This is a genomic window from Paenibacillus albidus, from assembly GCF_014644435.1.
GTDB lineage: Bacteria > Bacillota > Bacilli > Paenibacillales > Paenibacillaceae > Paenibacillus_AQ > Paenibacillus_AQ albidus.
Genome location: NZ_BMKR01000005.1, coordinates 22151 through 38720, shown reverse-complemented (window position 1 = coordinate 38720; position 16570 = coordinate 22151). Strand labels below are relative to the sequence as shown.

Below are 16570 nucleotides of genomic sequence, written 5' to 3'. Positions count from 1 at the left end.
TAATTTATTGTGGCAGTAACAATCCAATATAGCAATTCGAGGAGGAAACAAGGATATGACCCAAGAAAGAACTGGCGCAGCCACCTTCAAAAGCAACCCCATCACGCTTGTAGGACCCGAACTCAAAGCGGGCGACACTGCACCGGATTTTGTCCTGAGCAAGAACCTTCTGGAAGAAGTGTCCCTCAGTGATTATGCCGGCAAAATCAAGCTGATCAGCGTTGTCCCTTCTCTGGATACCGGTGTATGCGATGCGCAGACCCGCCGCTTCAACAGTGAGGCCGCCGAACTCGGCGACGATGTAGTAATCCTCACGGTCAGCATGGATCTGCCCTTTGCCCAAGCCCGCTGGTGCGGAGCCGCCGGAATTGACCGGGTCATCACTTTATCCGATCACAAGGCTGCTTCATTTGGACAGGCCTATGGTGTCCTGATTCAGGAGTTCCGGTTAGACATGCGTTCCATCTTTGTAATCGACAAGAATGACAAGCTGGCTTATGTCGAATATCTTGGCGAGATGGCAGAGCATCCGAATTATGAAGCAGCGATTAACGCAGTCAAAGGCCTGCTGTAGACTTCCTATCTTCCCCGAAGAATTAATATTCTTATATTTTGAAAAAAGCGGCAGAAGGGCATCCTTCTTCCGCTTTTTATAATGTTTCAGATATTCCGGCAGCAGACTGTTTCTCGCAAAGGAAACCGTCCGAAACCGCATACAATCCCTTCTCTTTAAGAGGCAGGGCTGATCCTTATTTATCCGTAGCATTAATCCACTTTGTATTTCCCAAGCTTCTTGTCAAGCGAATCATACAACCGCTGAATCACACGGTAATTGGCCCCCAAATCGCCTAGCGATCCTCTGGAGGCGGAGTACAAATCGACAGCACATCGCACAGGTGTGGTACTGAGGACCGAAACCGTGATGTCGAGCGTACGGCCGAAGGCTGTCTTTTTCTCAAGAATGATCTCTCCGACAGACTGCACTTCATGCAGCACCTTGAAGCCAGGTATCTTCTTCAGCGTTGCCGTCACTTCATCCCATGCCTTGTCTCTGGAAAGATTGTAGTAACGAGTTTTGAGTGCTGGATCTTTGGCACGGTCGCTTGTTCCATCATGACTGCGAAATAAGCCAACCAAGGTTCTTTTCAACGACAAAATTCTTCCCCCTCTTCAAATCCCAAGTTCATTAGTCTAAGTGTAACACTCTTATGCCCGGAACAAAAGAGCATAGCTCACTTTCTCCAGGCTCCCGAAGGACAGAAAGGCGCCCTGTTTCCTATGTATTGCGGAAACAGGGCGCCTGGCAAGAACATTGTAAAACCCGCCTATGCCGTCCGGCTACAGTGTCTTCTGAACCTGCTATAGCAGGTGGGTGACCGCAGTCAACGTTTTTGAATTCCCCAGGTCATGTAGACAGGGCCTTTCAGCTGCGTTCCATGTAGATCTCCCAAGACATTATCATTGGTTCAAAACAACGAGCAACCGTAACGTGCATCGCAGGAATTACAATTATTATATTGCGTTTTGACGAAAATGTAAACCTGTATGCGCTTTAAATTTACACTTGGATTATATTCCCGCCGTCTTCCGCAATCCCAGGCCACTTTATGTTATATCCGCTTAAGATCCTTATCCTCGTTCTCCCGCGTTTCTTCCTCTTCCTCGGACTCGCCGTTTGCGAGCGCAGCCGCTTCTTCGTCTGCCAGCTTCTTTTTCTCAACCTGCAGTTGCAGCTTGTTGTAAGTAGCATAGAAGTTAAAGAATGCCAGCATAGCGATCAGAGTCGGAATACAAATGAAATAAAGCGCCGGATACCGCAGACCTATATAGACCAGAACCCCTGACCCGATCAGCGTGGAGAATACACGGAACGGACGGGCGATCGTCAGCAGAAAGGAATTTGTAACCACTTCTTTGAAGGTCATTTGGTAATGAACTACGATGGAGAAAAAGTTAAACATGGATACAAACAGAATAATCATCAATACCAGCATCAGAATGCCAACAATCTTGAAATTGGCCATCTGCGTCATATAGACCGTCACATCGACGTACATAATGACGAACAGCAAAGTATAAATGACGCCTCCCAGCATGCTCTTTACATAATTCTCTTTATACCCTTGAAAAAAAGTGCGGAAAGTCCCGATATCCGTATTGCCCATAACCCACTTGCGTACTACTGTAAATAACGCTGCTGTTGCCGGGAACACTGTGAAAGGCGCCAATATCCCTAATGCCCAGTTCAATGTGATCTGTTCATTGGGCCCTCCCTGATTTGTTCCCAACATCAAAATCTTCATAAATGCCACAAACAGAAATGGAATTGAACATAACGCCCATAAAATATTACTGAAAGCGATACGTGATATCCATTCCGTGATGCGATATAAACCGCCCATTGCTCCTTTAAACTCCAATGCCCTTCCTCCTGTCTGTCTCGCGCATACTGCGTATCTTTACTATACCTTATTTGACCCGTTCTTTTCCAGCGCCCAAGTTGAGGATTTATAGGTGATCATCTATTCATTTCTTTCATTTCGTCCATATATTAGAAACGTAACCCAGACAATTACCAATTTCAAAGGAGGTAATCCCATGTCCGGACCAGTTGGCTACGGAGGTTGGACTTCTACTGCCACCATTCTTGTTTTGTTCATCCTGCTTGTGATCATCACTCGCACTTTCGTATAACTTAACAAAAAAAGACGAGACCGCAAAGCGGATCTCGTCTTCTTAGGTTGCTCAGCTTAGATATCGAAGGAATCTTCGCGTTTAGCCGGACGTGTGCTGGTGCTGCTGCTTGGGCGGGAAGCCGGTTTGCGTTCACCGCTGCGGCTCGCATCACGGGAGGCACCAGAATCACGGTTACCTTTGTAGCCGCCGCCATAACCACCACTGCCGCTGCCGTAATTGCTGCCGCCACTGCTATATCCGCCACGGCTTCCGGTGCTGTTGTCGCGATTGCCACGGTATCCGCCGCCACCGCTGCCGCCGCTGCCGCTGTATCCGCCACGGTTGCCGCCGTAACCGCCGCTAGGCTTGCGCCCGCTGCGGATATCATTCTTGCCGCCACGGCGTTTCGCACGGATCGGATCTTCAGGAGTCAGCTCGATCTGAGCATCCTTCGTGTCACCGGTAAGAAGCTTCATGGCTGCAGACAGCAATTGAACGGAATCATATTGCTCCAGCAATTGAATGGCAATTCCCTTGTATTCATTAAGCTCACCATTCTCTACCATACCCAGCAGGCGTTCTGCTGTAATGCGTTGCTTGCCTTCAATGGCTTCAGCCATAGTTGGCAAAGGCTTGCGTGTAATGCGGTGGCGAGTCACACGTTCGATCAGGTGCAGATGGTCCATTTCGCGTGGAGTCACAAAAGACCATGCAGTACCTTCCTTGCCTGCGCGGCCTGTACGGCCAATACGGTGTACATAGCTTTCCGGATCTTGCGGAAGGTCAAAGTTGATAACGTGAGTAACACCGGACACATCCAGACCACGAGCCGCTACATCCGTTGCTACCAGCACGTCAATGCTGCCATCACGGAATTTGCGCATTACCGCATCACGCTGGTTCTGGGAAAGGTCGCCATGCAATCCGTCTGCGGAATATCCGCGTTTTTGCAGGGCTTCGGCCAGTTCATCAACCCGGCGCTTTGTACGTCCGAAAACAATTGCCAGGTCAGGAGATTCCATATCAATCAAACGGCTGAGTGCTTCAAACTTTTGGCGTTCAGGAACTTCTACATAAGCCTGGTCAATCAGAGGTGCACTGATTTGCTTCGGAATAACCGAGACGTGCTGAGGATTCTTCAGAAATTGTTGCGCAAGACGTTGAATGTTGGGAGGCATTGTAGCAGAGAACAGCATCGTTTGGCGTTCTTCCGGCACGAGCTTCAGGATAGACTGGATGTCTTCCATGAAACCCATATCCAGCATTTCATCCGCTTCATCCAATACAACGGTTTGAACATCGTCCAAACGGATGGTTTTACGGTTGATATGGTCAAGGAGACGGCCTGGGGTACCGATGATGATTTGTGGTTTTTTCTTCAATCCGCGGATTTGACGGCCAATATCCTGTCCGCCATAAATTGCCAGGGAACGCAGGCCTTTGAAACGGGCCAATTTACCGATTTCTTCCGCTACCTGGATGGCAAGCTCACGGGTTGGCGTCATAATGAGTGCGCGGATTTTTTCATCTTCACGATCGATTTTGGAAATCAGGGGAATACCGAAGGCTGCTGTCTTGCCTGTACCTGTCTGTGCTTGGCCAATTAAGTCCGAACCGGCCAGTGCAAGCGGCAAAGACTGCTCTTGGATCGGTGTAGCTTCTTCAAATCCCAGTTCCAAAATTGCTTGTAATACTTTAGGCTGCAAATCAAATTCAGCAAATGTTTTCAAATTATTCGTGCTCCTTTTATATAGTGGACATTCCACATGCTTGTCTGTATTCTTAAGTAGCGGTAAACACATATATAGGCTGTCCAATTATTCAGGATTCTCTGCATGGTTTAGCGCGTATTTGGGACCAAAAAATGTCCTACTTCCCAGGCACTTCTATGTACCTGACCAATTGTAATCTTACATTCCAGTGCAATGCAAAAATACCATTGTAACGTTCTACTCAAGAATATCCTATACATTATATCACAAACTACAAGAGGAATACCAGTGTATTCCTTTCTTTCATGATTTACATTTCGCAACAGGGGTGAATTTGCTTGTTAAAACGAATTGGGACATACGTAAGTGTTATATTAGGTTCAGCCTTGATTGCCTCCGGCTTCAACCTCTTTTTGATTCCGCAGCGCCTGCTTAGCGGCGGGGTATCGGGGCTGTCCATGCTGGTGGGGTACTTTACCCCTTTTGACATCAGCCTGTTGTATCTTCTCTTCAATATACCGCTGCTCGCCGCAGGATGGTTCCAGCTTGGGCGGCGGTTTATCGTGCTTAGCATGTTGTCCGTAGGAGCCACTACCTGGTTCATGACGTTGATTCCGGCAAAAGCGGTCGCTTCCGATATGCTGCTTGCCTCCGTGTTCGGCGGCGTCCTTGTAGGTATTGGCTGCGGCATTTCATTCCGTGCCGGTGGTTCCTCCGGCGGTTTCGATATTCTGGGCTCCATCATAACCCGTTACCGGGATTTCCCTGTGGGCACTGTAATGGTGGCACTCAATGCGCTCGTCATTCTCGCGGCTGCCTATTTCGACGGAAACTGGAACCTTGCATTGGCTTCCATGGTCTCCATTTATGTGACAGGCAAAGTCGTGGATATGATCCACATCAGCCATATCAAGGTCACCGTATACATTGTTACCAACCGGACCGACCAGCTGCTCCAGCAGCTGCTGGGACTGCAGCGCGGAGTTACAAAAATTAAGACTGAAGGCGCTTATTCCCATGTGGAAAAGGACATGCTAATGACAGTAACAACACGTTATGAGCTGGCTGAGCTCAAACGGATCATCAAAACAACGGATCCGCAGGCTTTTGTGAATATAGTGGAAACTGTCGGCGTGATGGGATCATTCCGCAAACGGTAACGAGAATCCATGCACATACTTTGGAAATGTGATATATTATACTCACGCAGGCCCCCTACAATTTCATGAAGATTCTGCCTTACCCTTTTTTCCGGCACTTCGTTTTTCTGAGTGATCCCTGAATTTATTTTCAGTACCATTCGAAAAAGGAAAGGGTGATTTTTGTGGAAATGGAAACGGTAAAACTGTCAGCAATCGTCATGAGGTGGTATCCTGATATGATGCCGTTTCTCAAACAGGACGAACTGAATTCTGTGATCGTTCTGCGTGACGGGCTGAGTATTCTGGAACCGGCTGATGCCATGGATATTATCCATTACAGCATCTGTGAACATCAGAATTCTGCGTATCTTCATTAAGCAAGCTGCAAGAGGATTTCTTGATTCATTGCCGTCCGGGTTCGGCCATACTGCCGAATCCGGGCGGCATTTACTTTGTAAATAGCGTTTAGAAACGGTGCAGCCCGTTTATAAACATCAAGAGCGGTTTTTACAACATTTCTATTCAGGAAGATTTGTTACAAGTCTGTTCTTTTTAAAGAGCAACCGTTCCTATATACTTAAAAGCAACGTACATACAAGGGAGAGAGAAAACAAAATGAACATCACCTGGGCTTTATTGATGATGGCCCTGGGAAGTGTAGGCGTGCAGCCAGGCCATCATGACGCCGATGTGGCAACGGTCTTGCAATCTGCCAAGAATCCCCCCATCGTCGCACAAAACAACAGCAACCCGGCAGCATCTGCTTCACCAAACCCCGCAGGGGTTAAACCATCTGCCACTCCCGCAACGGAAACGGACGGTCCTGATTCTGCACTGCATGCCGATCCGCAGCCGGACGCGCCAAAGGTTAAAGGCATTTATGTAACAGCCTACAGCGCAGGCGGTGCACGGATGGAGAAGCTGCTTGCCTTGCTAGACAATACGGAGCTTAATTCCATGGTCATCGATATCAAGGATGACGCCGGCTATATCACCTATAAGACGGATAACCCGGAGCTTTTGGCCATGGGCGAATCGCAGAAGTTCATCGGTGATATCAACAAGCTGATGGAACGCCTTAAGAAGCATGAGGTGTATCCAATTGCCCGCATTGTCGTATTCAAAGACTCCGTGCTCGCCAAAAAGAACCCTGAATTATCCTTCGTCAATAAAGATGGCAGTGTTTGGGCCAATAAGGGCGGCGACAGCTTCGTCAACCCGTATAGTGAAGACGTCTGGAAATATAATGTGGATATTGCGAAAGAAGCAGCCAAGCTGGGCTTCAAGGAAATTCAGTTTGATTATGTCCGGTTTCCGGAAGGATTCGAAAAACGCGCCGATACACTTAAGTACACCAAAAACGCTAAGCCGCGCGTTGAAATCGTTTCTGACTTTGTCAAATATGCCAAATCGGAGCTTGGTCCCCTCGGTGTCCGGGTATCCGTTGATATTTTCGGATATGCAGCCTCTGTCCCTGCAGCCGAAGGCATCGGCCAGGATTTTGTGAAGATTTCCAAAAATGTGGATGTCATCAGTCCAATGGTCTATCCCAGTCATTACTCGACCGGCTGGTTTGATGTAAAAGATCCCGATAAGGACCCTTACGCTACTATCAAGGGTTCCATGGTGGATACCCACAAGAAACTGAATCCGCTGGGCAGCTACAAGCCGATCATCCGGCCATGGATTCAGGATTTCACAGCCAGCTGGCTTGGAAGCGGACATTATATCAAATACGGCAAACAGCAGGTTGAAGACCAGGTTCGCGCACTTAAGGACCAGAATATTGATGAGTTCCTGCTCTGGAATGCCAACAACCGTTACACCGAAAATGTTAATTACGAGAAATAACCTATTTTGCTCTAATCTTCCTATATTCTAATAGCACTACTTATTACTCCTTCAGTGAATACGGACCCGGCAGCTGCCGGGTCTTTTACTGAGTTCATGAACTTTATTAATCCATTCAGACAAAGAGGCGCAAGTCATGAAACCAACTACTTCCTTACAACAAAAAACAGGACAGTTCCTGCATATTTTACTTCCGATACTGATTACGCAAATTGCTTTGTCTGCCATTACTTTCTTTGATACCAACATGTCGGGCAAATTCGGCACAGCCGACCTGGCCGGCGTTGCCATTGGCACGAGCCTGTGGATTCCCGTCCAGACCGGACTGAGCGGAATCCTGATGGGGATTACCCCCATTGTCTCTCATCTTATGGGCAGCCGGAATGACAAGGATGTTGCTTACCAGGTCACCCAGGGAATGTGGCTGTCGCTGCTCATATCACTGCTTGTTCTACTGGCCGGCTTCTTGTCACTGGCTCCTATTCTCGACTTTATGAATCTGGAGCCTGCTGTAAGAGATATCGCCTTCCGCTTTCTAAGTGCGATCTCCTTTGGTGTTATTCCGCTGTTCGGATACACCGTGCTGCGCAGCTGCATTGACGCTCTTGGGCAGACCCGTGTCTCCATGTTCGTCACGTTGATCGCCTTGCCCGTCAATGTGGGTCTGAATTACCTGTTGATCTACGGAAATTTCGGCTTTCCCCGCATGGGTGGGGTGGGAGCCGGCGTAGCCTCGGCGATTACGTATTGGGTGATCTTTCTGGTTGCCTTGCTGATCATCTACCGTTCGGAGCCATTTGTAAGCCTCCGGCTGTTCCGGAGTCTCCACTCCATGTCGCTGCGCAGTTTCAAAGAGCTGCTGAGGATCGGCGTACCTATCGGCTTCTCAATCTTTTTTGAGACGGCAGTCTTCTCGGCCGTAACCTTGCTGATGAGCCGGTTCGACACTGTTACAATAGCGGCGCATCAGGCAGCCATTAATTTTGCTTCGACTCTGTATATGATTCCACTGAGTATTTGCATGAGCCTGACCATTCTTGTCGGGTTTGAGACTGGCTCCGGCCGACTGAAGGATGCACGGCAGTATAGCATCATCGGGATTGGCCTCGCTGCCGCCCTCTCACTCGTTACGGCACTTGTGCTCCTGTTCGCGGGTGATCATGTTGCCGGTTTGTATTCCGATGAGCCGCAGGTGATCTCGCTGATTCAGCACTTCCTGATTTATGCGATTTTCTTCCAGATCTCTGATGCGATTGCTACTCCTACCCAAGGGGTGCTTCGCGGCTACAAAGATGTGAGCCCCGCCTTTGTGATATGCTTTATCGCTTATTGGGTCATAGGCCTGCCGGTCGGCTACATTCTTGCAACCTATACGGACTTAGGGGCCTATGGGTACTGGATAGGACTGATTACCGGCCTCGCTATCGGAGCTCTGCTGCTCCTGGCCCGTCTCGTCAAGGTTCAAAGGAGTTATGCTGTCAGAGCCGCTACAAAATAAATGCAGGACCTGCAAAAGTTACAAAAGAAAAGGAACAGTGCGGATATCCCGCTACTGTTCCTTTTCTTCTTTTGTAGTACAGCTATCCTCTTGGTTCGGTTCAGCGGCTTTTGACGAGCAGTTCCACCGCTTCCTTAATGACCTCATTGGGAGCGTTCCCCTTATCCAGCTCTTCCTGGATACATTGCTCCAGATTGGCACCGATGACCGCACCCACCGTGCGGTCCACGGCGGTCCGGATCGCCGTTAACTGGGTTACAATTTCGCGGCAGTCCTGCCCTTCTTCCAGCATGCCCAGTACACCCCGCACCTGTCCTTCGATCCGTTTAAGCCGATTCCTGATCGCTTTATCGTATTCCATCGCTGATCACATCCCTTAAATAAATAAATTCACACCAGCGTCTTCAGCCGCACCCAGATAGCTGGCAACTCCGCCAAAATCGACACCGTCCATTAATTCCTCCGGTTTGATGCCCATAATATCCATACTCATCGTACAGGCAATCATACGGACGCCCGCTTTAACCGCACCCGCCATCAGCTTTTCCAGTGAATCAACATTCTTCTGCTCCATGGCATGGCGGATCATTTTGGGACCCAGCCCGCCCATGTTCATTCTGGATAAAGGCAGATGTTTCGTTCCCTGGGGCATCATCATCCCGAACATTTTTTCCATGCCTGTTTTGTCAATGCGGGGGGCTTGTTGCTTACGTAAAACATTCAGACCCCAGAACGTGAAGAACATGGTGACTTTCTTCCCCATCGCCGCTGCACCCGACGCAATAATAAAGGAAGCAATCGTCTTGTCGAGATCCCCGCTGAATACAATCATCGTTGTTCCTTCCCGGTTGTGTGCATCTGGAGCAACAGGGAGTCCGGCTTGCCCGCCAAGACCCTTGCGGACCACGGCTTTTATTTGACCGCCTGCCGTGTCCAGGGATTCCAGCGAATTCCCCGTCTTCAGGCTCCACTGCTCAATATCTGCTGCGAAGCCAAAATCCGTGGCGGTGATCTCCAGCTTTTGGCCAGCTTCCATACTTTGGACCGTCTCATATACTTTGAGTATAGGCCCCGGGCATTGCAAACCGCAAGCATCCAGCAGGATTAACGTCTCATCTGCGGGATTTACATTAGTTGTTGTCTTCATAGAACTCTCCCTAGCTGCTTCCCCGCTGCCATCCGAAGGTTTGCCGGCATAGCCTTGGCTCCCTCTTGCCATTACAGCATAGGTTTTGAAACCTCCGTCGACATTCCGCACCTTATATCCATGCTGGGTAAGCAGTCTGGCGGCAATATATCCCCGCAGGCCAACCTGGCAGGCGACAGCTATTTGTGTTTCGCGGGGAATTTCGGCCAGCCGTTCTCTAAGTTGGGCCAGCGGGATATTGATCGAGCCTGGAATGAATCCTGCCAAACGCTCCACTTCGTCTCTGACGTCAATCACCCATCCGCCCCGCTCGACAAAATCATCCACTTCATGCCACTGTATATTATACACCAGCCCGTCTATCACATTGGAAGCCACATATCCCGCCATATTCACGGGATCTTTTGCCGAGGAATAGGGCGGAGCATAGGCAAGCTCAAGCTCGGCCAGCTCTTGGACTTTCAATTGACCGCGAATCGCTGTGGCGATTACATCAATCCGTTTGTCTGCACCATCGGCACCCACAACCTGTGCTCCATATAATGTTCCGTCGACCGGATGAAAAAGAAGCTTCATGGCGAGGGGAGCGCTGCCGGGATAATACCCTGCATGGGAATTGGGATGAATATGAATGGCTTCAAAAGGTTTCCCAAGCCGGATCAAGGTCTTCTCATTGCTGCCCGTCGATGCCGCTGTCAGGTCGAATATCTTGATGATAGCCGTACCCAGCGCCCCATTGTGCGTTATAGCTCTGCCGTTAATATGATCGGCTGCAAGCCGGCCTTGACGGTTCGCTCCCCAGGCCAGGGAGACCATTGTCTCGAAACCATGAAGATAGTCGCGTACTTCAATCGCATCGCCTACCGCATAAATGCTGGGGTCACTTGTCTGAAGCGTTTCACTAACCTTTACCGCTCCGCGAAAACCAAGCTCAAGTCCGCTGTGACGCGCCAAATCGTTCTCGGGCACAACCCCGATCGCCATAATGACCATATCGGTCCTGAGATTGTTCCCCGAAGCCAATCGCAGCAGTTTTCCTTCGTTTTCAAAAGCTTCAACAGCTTCATTCAACATCAGTTCCACCCCATGCAGCTTCATCTGTTGTTCCACGAGCCGGGCCATTTCCGGGTCCAGTGGGCCCAGCAGTTGGGAACCCCGGTCAATAAGCGTGACCGCAAGTCCGCGTTCCCGCAAATTTTCGGCCATTTCGAGGCCGATGAAACCAGCCCCAATGATTGTGGCATGCTGCGGGTGCTTGTTGTCCACATAGCTTTTAATAACATCGGTATCCGGAACATTTCTCAGCGTAAATACATTCTTCGCTTCCGCAATTCCCGGAATGTTCGGCATAACCGGCTTGGCACCGGGTGATAAAATCAAAAGATCATAAGAACGTTCCCCAACTTCCCCGGTGATTCTGTTTCTGAACCGCAACAGCTTCTGTTCCCGGACAATCTCAGTAACTTCCGTCTGAACATTGACCTCTATATTAAAGCGGTCCTTGATGCCTTGCGGAGTCTGCAGGAACAGCTTGTCCCGGGAATCAATAGCCCCGCCAATATAATAAGGAAGACCGCAGTTGGCAAAAGATACAAACTCCCCCCGCTCAAAAATAGTAATCTCGTCCTGCTCATTTAATCTGCGCAATCTGGCTGCAGCGGAGGCTCCACCCGCTACTCCTCCAACAATAAGAATACGTCTCTTCATCTGTTTTCCTCCTCGTTAATATACCCTATGGGGTATAATATATACGGGTGGGGGTATATTGTCAACTCTGAGGTTCTCCACTCCCAGCAGCCAAATAGAGCTTGAGCCTTATTTATTTGGAGTTATCCACATAAAAAAGCCCAGCGGGATTCCGCAGGGCTTGGTAGAACAAGGGATGATTATTGGGACAGGCGTGAAGCCAATTCGTAGAGCTCCAGGTTGAAGTCCTTTTTGGTGTTAACAACGACATCGATATCCGTAAGGGTAAGCTCCCCTTTGATAATACCGCAAGCTTTATCCGACTCGCCTTCAATCAGCTTGCGGACAGCAAAGTCACCGAGACGACTGGCCAGGTTGCGGTCAGCCGGAGTTGGAGTTCCACCCCGCTGAATATGTCCAAGCACGGTAACTCGAGCATCAAGAGAGGCATGGCGGTCTTTAAGGGCCAGGGCTACATCTTCACCTTTGCCTACCCCTTCGGCCACGATCACAATACTGTGACGTTTGCCTTTGGCGAAATTGTCGCGCATCCGGTCCGCAACCTCATTCAGGTCATACGGCATTTCCGGCACCAGAATCGTTTCCGCGCCTGAAGCCAGACCTGCATAAAGAGCAATATCCCCGCAGTGGCGTCCCATAACTTCAACGATGGAAGAACGCTCGTGGGAAGACATGGTATCACGAAGCTTGTTGATAGCATCTACAACTACTCCAACCGCAGTATCGAAACCAATCGTGCAGTCTGTAAAGGAGATATCGTTATCAATGGTACCCGGCAGAGCCATGGTCTTGACCCCCAGCTTGCTAAGCTTGTTGGCCCCTTGATAAGAACCGTCTCCTCCAATAACCACCAGACCGTCGATACCCATTTCATTCAGAATATCCGCACCTTTTTGTTGGCCTTCAGGCTTCAGAAATTCCAGACAGCGCGCAGATTGCAGGATAGTGCCCCCACGCTGGATAATATCGCCGACACTGCGCAGATCCATTGGGAAAATATCACGGTTCAGCAGGCCCTGATACCCGCGCTGAATTCCGTACACTTCAATTCCGAAGAAAAGTGCACTCCGGACTACCGCACGGACGGCGGCGTTCATCCCTTGCGAGTCTCCACCACTGGTTAATACTGCGATCTTTTTGATTGTTGCCATTCTGTTGTTCCTCCTTAGAATTGTGCGGAGCCCCGTCCTGTAAAATGGATACGGCCCGGCAGCATTGCTAGTACATATGCTTGCGTATCCAGCGGCTGTGGACGAAAAAGAATAGCCTTGTGAGCGGACTTCCCTTCATCAGACGTTTGGATACAGAGCGAACTTCCCGCTGTTCGCTGACTTTTGGATCGGATAAATAGAGTGCCAGCAATCCCTCGATGACCATACGATGCATTGAGGTCTCGGGAAGATTCCGGACATCCTTGCGGGCCCATTCCACAATGGAAGCGATCCGGTTCAGCATGATATCAGGGTTGTCATAATAATTGCAGAAGTTAAGGTCACCGCCGGCACGGTCCTCATCCTGATCGATCAGGTAATCCAGCATAATGTGCAGACCGCACACATGCGGAAAATAGGCCGCACGTATGGAAGACGCAGCGGAGCTGCTTAATCCGGGATCACAGGATGCCAGAAACAGCATAAATACACCAAGCGTAGATCCCGTAGCTGCCGCAAACTCATTCCAGTGTAAATGAGGAGCTCTTTCCCCCTCTTCCTTCCACCAATCCTTCAGGGCATCCTCCCTTAAATCCGGATTGATGTGCTTATAGACCTGCAGATCTGTATACAGCACAGCCAAATCATGGATCTCCTGTACCGCAGCAGAATAACCCGGCAGCAACGCGACCATCTCCTGGCATTTGCGGACCAGTCGGTGCAGATAACCGCCATCATTCTGCTCACTGCGCAGCGCATAATAGTTCACAGGACTTGCTTCCGGATGAATCGCATCCAGCATGGATTGATGCAGCAGCCGGAAATCGTCAGGATCCTGAGAAGTACTGCGGTCACAGAGGTTGTCCAGATAATCGCTGATCGTTTGATAAGCAACAATAAGCGGAATAAGTATATGTCTCATCGATAAATTGCCGGCGGCATAAATACCGCCGCCTTCACAATGAAACTGTTTGGTTTCAATGCTTGCGAGCGCTTGCTTCCGCAGCTCGGGATCGGGAATCCCTTCCGCATCCTGACGCCAGAACTGAAGACATTCTCTCACTTCCGGCAGCACGTACTTGTAGACCCTCTTCATCAGCCCGATCGGGCCGCGGGGGCTAAGGTAACGGCCTTGCTCAATTTCACTCAATGACAGTGCCTCCACATTGTTGTCTCCTTATCCAAATCATCATTATTATAATATGATCAGCGTATTTGTACAAACAACAAAATCACTTTCGCAAAACGTTTGAAAGATTCAGAAATACCACAATATTAAGAAACAATGCCGGAATCCTTTATGCTATACTAGCCTTATTTGATATCCGGAGGAGTGCAACTTCATGTTTTCAACCCGGTCCGGCAACCCGTTCAGCGATCAGAACTGGCTGCGTTCCTTTATGTTTGTGCTTTACGGCACCAGTGTGCTTGTCGTTTCCTATTTCCCGTTATTTTATACACATTTGGGCTTCAGCAGCTCCCAAGTTGGGTTTCTGTACGCCCTGGGACCGCTCATTTCCATCTTGTCCAATCTGTTCTGGAGCATGATGAGCGACCGGCTTGGAACCATCAAAAAGATTATTGTCCTGTTGCTGGCCGGGCAGTTAATCACGGCCCTGCTACTCGCCAGAGCTTCCGATTTCTCATCCGTAATGTTTATATTATCCTTATTCTATTTCTTCTATTACCCTATTTTCCCGCTTGCCGATACTATGGCCATCAAAATGGCCCAGCGGTATGGGCGCAATTTTATTTCTATCCGCGTATTTGGTTCAGTAGGTTATGCCTTTTTTGCGCTGACGGTGGGATATGCGCTGAGGGCCTTGGGTTCCTCCTGGAGCATGGCGGTCTGTATTATTATCGTTATCGGGGCACTTCTGATTACAATCGGACTTAAAGACGTCAAGCCTACTCCCGGGCTTCAAGAGCAAGAAGAGGATATCCTTAATAAACCCCGCAGTGCAGACGGCCTCAAACAAATACTGCTGCGAAAAGAGGTGCTGTGGTTCTTCAGCTGTGTCTTCGTGCTTGCCTTGGGACACCGTATGAACGAAGCCTTCCTCACCCTCAGTCTAAAACAGCTGGGTGCCGGCGAGGAAGTTATCGGATGGGCGCTGCTTGCCTCTGCGGTAAGCGAGATTCCGATTTTCTTTCTGTTAAGCAAATATGGAGAACGCTTCAAAGAGCTTCCGCTGCTCGCCCTGGCCAGCCTCATGTATGCGATGCGTTTTCTCTTTATGTCACTGGCACAGCACCCGGGCTCCATTATTGCGATTCAGGCCCTGCACAGTGTCTCCTTCGGTATTTTTTATGTAACGGGGGTGCGGTACATCACAAGGATCATTCCCGATCATTTACGGGCTACAGGACTCGCTATTTTCACGGTGATCTGGTCCAGTGTTGCCGGACTCCTGAGCGGTACTTTTGGCGGCATTCTTTACGAAAACGCCGGTCCCACCGTATTTTATTTACTGGCCACGGCCTTTTCCCTGCTGGCTTTTGCCGGATTTTTGGGGAGGCATCTTTCCGACTCCCTTTTGCGGCCGTCTGACAAGTGAAATTCCTGACCATAAAGAGACCGGCAAGCCTTCTGGCTGCCGGTCTTTTTATGCAAAAAAACACAGCCTTGTGAGGCTGTGTATTGTGTAAGTGCTGGTTGCCACTCTTGCAAGTGCTTGCCATACGAACCCTATATTTATAGCAGCAAGATAAGCTGCTATTTCTTATAATTTGACTACGTTAGCTGCTTGGGGACCACGGTTACCGTCAGTGACTTCGAATTCAACCGCTTGACCTTCATCCAAAGTTTTGAAACCGTCGCCTTGAATTGCCGAGAAGTGCACGAATACATCTTCGCCGCCTTCTACTTGAAGAAAACCATAACCTTTTTCTGCGTTAAACCATTTTACTGTACCTTTCAAATGAACAACCTCCTAAAAATACCGCCATATATGGCGTATACTTACATTATACTCCTGTAAAATGCGAAGTGCAATCCATCTTTTGCTTCAATAATTGAATTAATTTGCTTTTCTCTTCTCCGTTGCGTTATCATGGAGCCAAAAGCCAAAAATCGCCAGGGTGGTAATCATAATGATCAAAAAACATGAAATATACAAAACAGACAAATGGAATATGATGACTGTGGAGGTCCAAGGCCGGTATATTATTCTCCGGGAAATTTCCGACCAGTGGGGCGAAGAAACCCATACCTTCCTCAGCCGTCCGGCCATGATGCAATGGGTACACAACCGGTTCAATAAAGAATCCTATAAGGATAATGAGGAAGAGTACAACAATATTATCGCCGCGTTCAAGCAGGTATAGCCGATTATGGATAATGAGAATCTCACTATTTATATCATTGTCGTGCTATGCCTCGGCGTTGTGCTGATCATGGGCAAGGACAGGGTACCTCCCCGCCTGAAGCGGGGCATGGCCTTGACCGCTGTGATTCTGATCGCCAGCGCCTTTGTTTTTGTCATTTACAGTTTGCTGGCATAACTTCAGATTGGCAAGCGGCAGAAGGATTAATAATCAGGATTTGGCAGGGCATACTAAACCCACCTAACATTGTCAGGAGGCGGGTATTATGCCCTTTGTGTCCAAATCCCTCCCTCTTCTGCTGGCGCTTAGTCTGCTCCCCGGGGATTTATTATCAGCAAACCCCCTGCCGGAGAATATGC

At 49.2% G+C, this 16570-nt stretch carries 17 protein-coding genes and 1 other RNA gene; 9 read left to right on the top strand and 9 right to left on the bottom strand.

The window, feature by feature from the left end:
• Positions 1-55: 55 nt before the first annotated feature.
• On the top strand, positions 56-574 hold the full coding sequence (tpx, locus tag IEY53_RS06730) for a thiol peroxidase (protein WP_189023255.1): 519 nt from the start codon (positions 56-58) through the stop codon (positions 572-574).
• Positions 575-765: 191 nt separating this feature from the next.
• Here the strand turns inward: tpx and IEY53_RS06725 are convergent, their stop codons facing one another.
• The 3 genes from IEY53_RS06725 to IEY53_RS06715 form a co-directional block, all read right to left on the bottom strand.
• Positions 766-1155 carry a DUF1499 domain-containing protein gene (locus tag IEY53_RS06725; protein ID WP_189023253.1) on the bottom strand — a complete coding sequence of 130 codons (390 nt, stop codon included), beginning with the start codon at positions 1153-1155 and terminating at the stop codon, positions 766-768.
• Between the two features lie 159 nt (positions 1156-1314).
• Positions 1315-1506, bottom strand: a non-coding RNA gene (gene ssrS / locus IEY53_RS06720) — 6S RNA.
• Positions 1507-1610: 104 nt separating this feature from the next.
• Positions 1611-2420: a YesL family protein gene (locus IEY53_RS06715; RefSeq protein WP_189023251.1), complete on the bottom strand. Its 810-nt coding sequence runs from the start codon at positions 2418-2420 to the stop codon at positions 1611-1613.
• A 178-nt stretch (positions 2421-2598) separates the two neighbouring features.
• On the opposite strand from IEY53_RS06715, the gene IEY53_RS06710 reads away from it, so the two are divergent.
• On the top strand, positions 2599-2694 hold the full coding sequence (locus IEY53_RS06710) for a dihydroorotate dehydrogenase (RefSeq protein WP_189023249.1): 96 nt from the start codon (positions 2599-2601) through the stop codon (positions 2692-2694).
• Between the two features lie 56 nt (positions 2695-2750).
• Here IEY53_RS06710 and cshA read toward each other — a convergent pair whose 3' ends face one another.
• The gene (gene cshA, locus IEY53_RS06705; protein WP_189023247.1) at positions 2751-4406 is read right to left on the bottom strand and encodes a degradosome RNA helicase CshA; all 1656 of its coding nucleotides are present in this window, start codon (positions 4404-4406) and stop codon (positions 2751-2753) included.
• Positions 4407-4726: 320 nt separating this feature from the next.
• Between cshA and IEY53_RS06700 the strand changes: the two genes are divergently transcribed.
• The 4 genes from IEY53_RS06700 (at position 4727) to IEY53_RS06685 (ending at position 8879) form a co-directional block, all read left to right on the top strand.
• Positions 4727-5548, top strand: coding sequence for a YitT family protein (locus IEY53_RS06700; RefSeq protein ID WP_189023245.1), 822 nt, complete (start codon positions 4727-4729; stop codon positions 5546-5548).
• Positions 5549-5718: 170 nt separating this feature from the next.
• Positions 5719-5907, top strand: a complete 189-nt coding sequence (locus IEY53_RS06695; RefSeq protein ID WP_175374354.1) for a hypothetical protein — start codon at positions 5719-5721, stop codon at positions 5905-5907.
• Between the two features lie 238 nt (positions 5908-6145).
• Entirely contained in the window at positions 6146-7381 is a 1236-nt protein-coding gene (locus IEY53_RS06690) for a putative glycoside hydrolase (protein ID WP_189023243.1), read from the top strand.
• A 136-nt stretch (positions 7382-7517) separates the two neighbouring features.
• Positions 7518-8879 carry an MATE family efflux transporter gene (locus IEY53_RS06685; protein ID WP_189023241.1) on the top strand — a complete coding sequence of 454 codons (1362 nt, stop codon included), beginning with the start codon at positions 7518-7520 and terminating at the stop codon, positions 8877-8879.
• 100 nt (positions 8880-8979) lie between these two features.
• On the opposite strand, the gene IEY53_RS06680 is transcribed toward IEY53_RS06685, so the two are convergent.
• From IEY53_RS06680 to IEY53_RS06665, 4 genes are all read right to left on the bottom strand, one after another.
• A complete protein-coding gene (locus IEY53_RS06680; RefSeq protein ID WP_189023239.1) occupies positions 8980-9240 on the bottom strand; it encodes a metal-sensitive transcriptional regulator in 261 nt (86 codons plus the stop codon).
• Between the two features lie 15 nt (positions 9241-9255).
• A complete protein-coding gene (locus IEY53_RS06675; protein WP_189023238.1) occupies positions 9256-11733 on the bottom strand; it encodes a DsrE/DsrF/DrsH-like family protein in 2478 nt (825 codons plus the stop codon).
• 179 nt (positions 11734-11912) lie between these two features.
• Entirely contained in the window at positions 11913-12884 is a 972-nt protein-coding gene (gene pfkA / locus IEY53_RS06670; RefSeq protein ID WP_189023236.1) for a 6-phosphofructokinase, read from the bottom strand.
• A 67-nt stretch (positions 12885-12951) separates the two neighbouring features.
• On the bottom strand, positions 12952-14034 hold the full coding sequence (locus tag IEY53_RS06665) for a tetraprenyl-beta-curcumene synthase family protein (protein WP_189023234.1): 1083 nt from the start codon (positions 14032-14034) through the stop codon (positions 12952-12954).
• Between the two features lie 193 nt (positions 14035-14227).
• Between IEY53_RS06665 and IEY53_RS06660 the strand changes: the two genes are divergently transcribed.
• Positions 14228-15442: an MFS transporter gene (locus IEY53_RS06660; protein WP_189023232.1), complete on the top strand. Its 1215-nt coding sequence runs from the start codon at positions 14228-14230 to the stop codon at positions 15440-15442.
• 165 nt (positions 15443-15607) lie between these two features.
• Here the strand turns inward: IEY53_RS06660 and IEY53_RS06655 are convergent, their stop codons facing one another.
• Entirely contained in the window at positions 15608-15805 is a 198-nt protein-coding gene (locus tag IEY53_RS06655; protein WP_189023230.1) for a cold shock domain-containing protein, read from the bottom strand.
• A gap of 172 nt (positions 15806-15977) precedes the next feature.
• Between IEY53_RS06655 and IEY53_RS06650 the strand changes: the two genes are divergently transcribed.
• Positions 15978-16211, top strand: coding sequence for a hypothetical protein (locus tag IEY53_RS06650; RefSeq protein WP_189023228.1), 234 nt, complete (start codon positions 15978-15980; stop codon positions 16209-16211).
• A 6-nt stretch (positions 16212-16217) separates the two neighbouring features.
• Positions 16218-16388: a hypothetical protein gene (locus IEY53_RS06645; RefSeq protein WP_189023226.1), complete on the top strand. Its 171-nt coding sequence runs from the start codon at positions 16218-16220 to the stop codon at positions 16386-16388.
• Positions 16389-16570 lie beyond the last annotated feature (182 nt).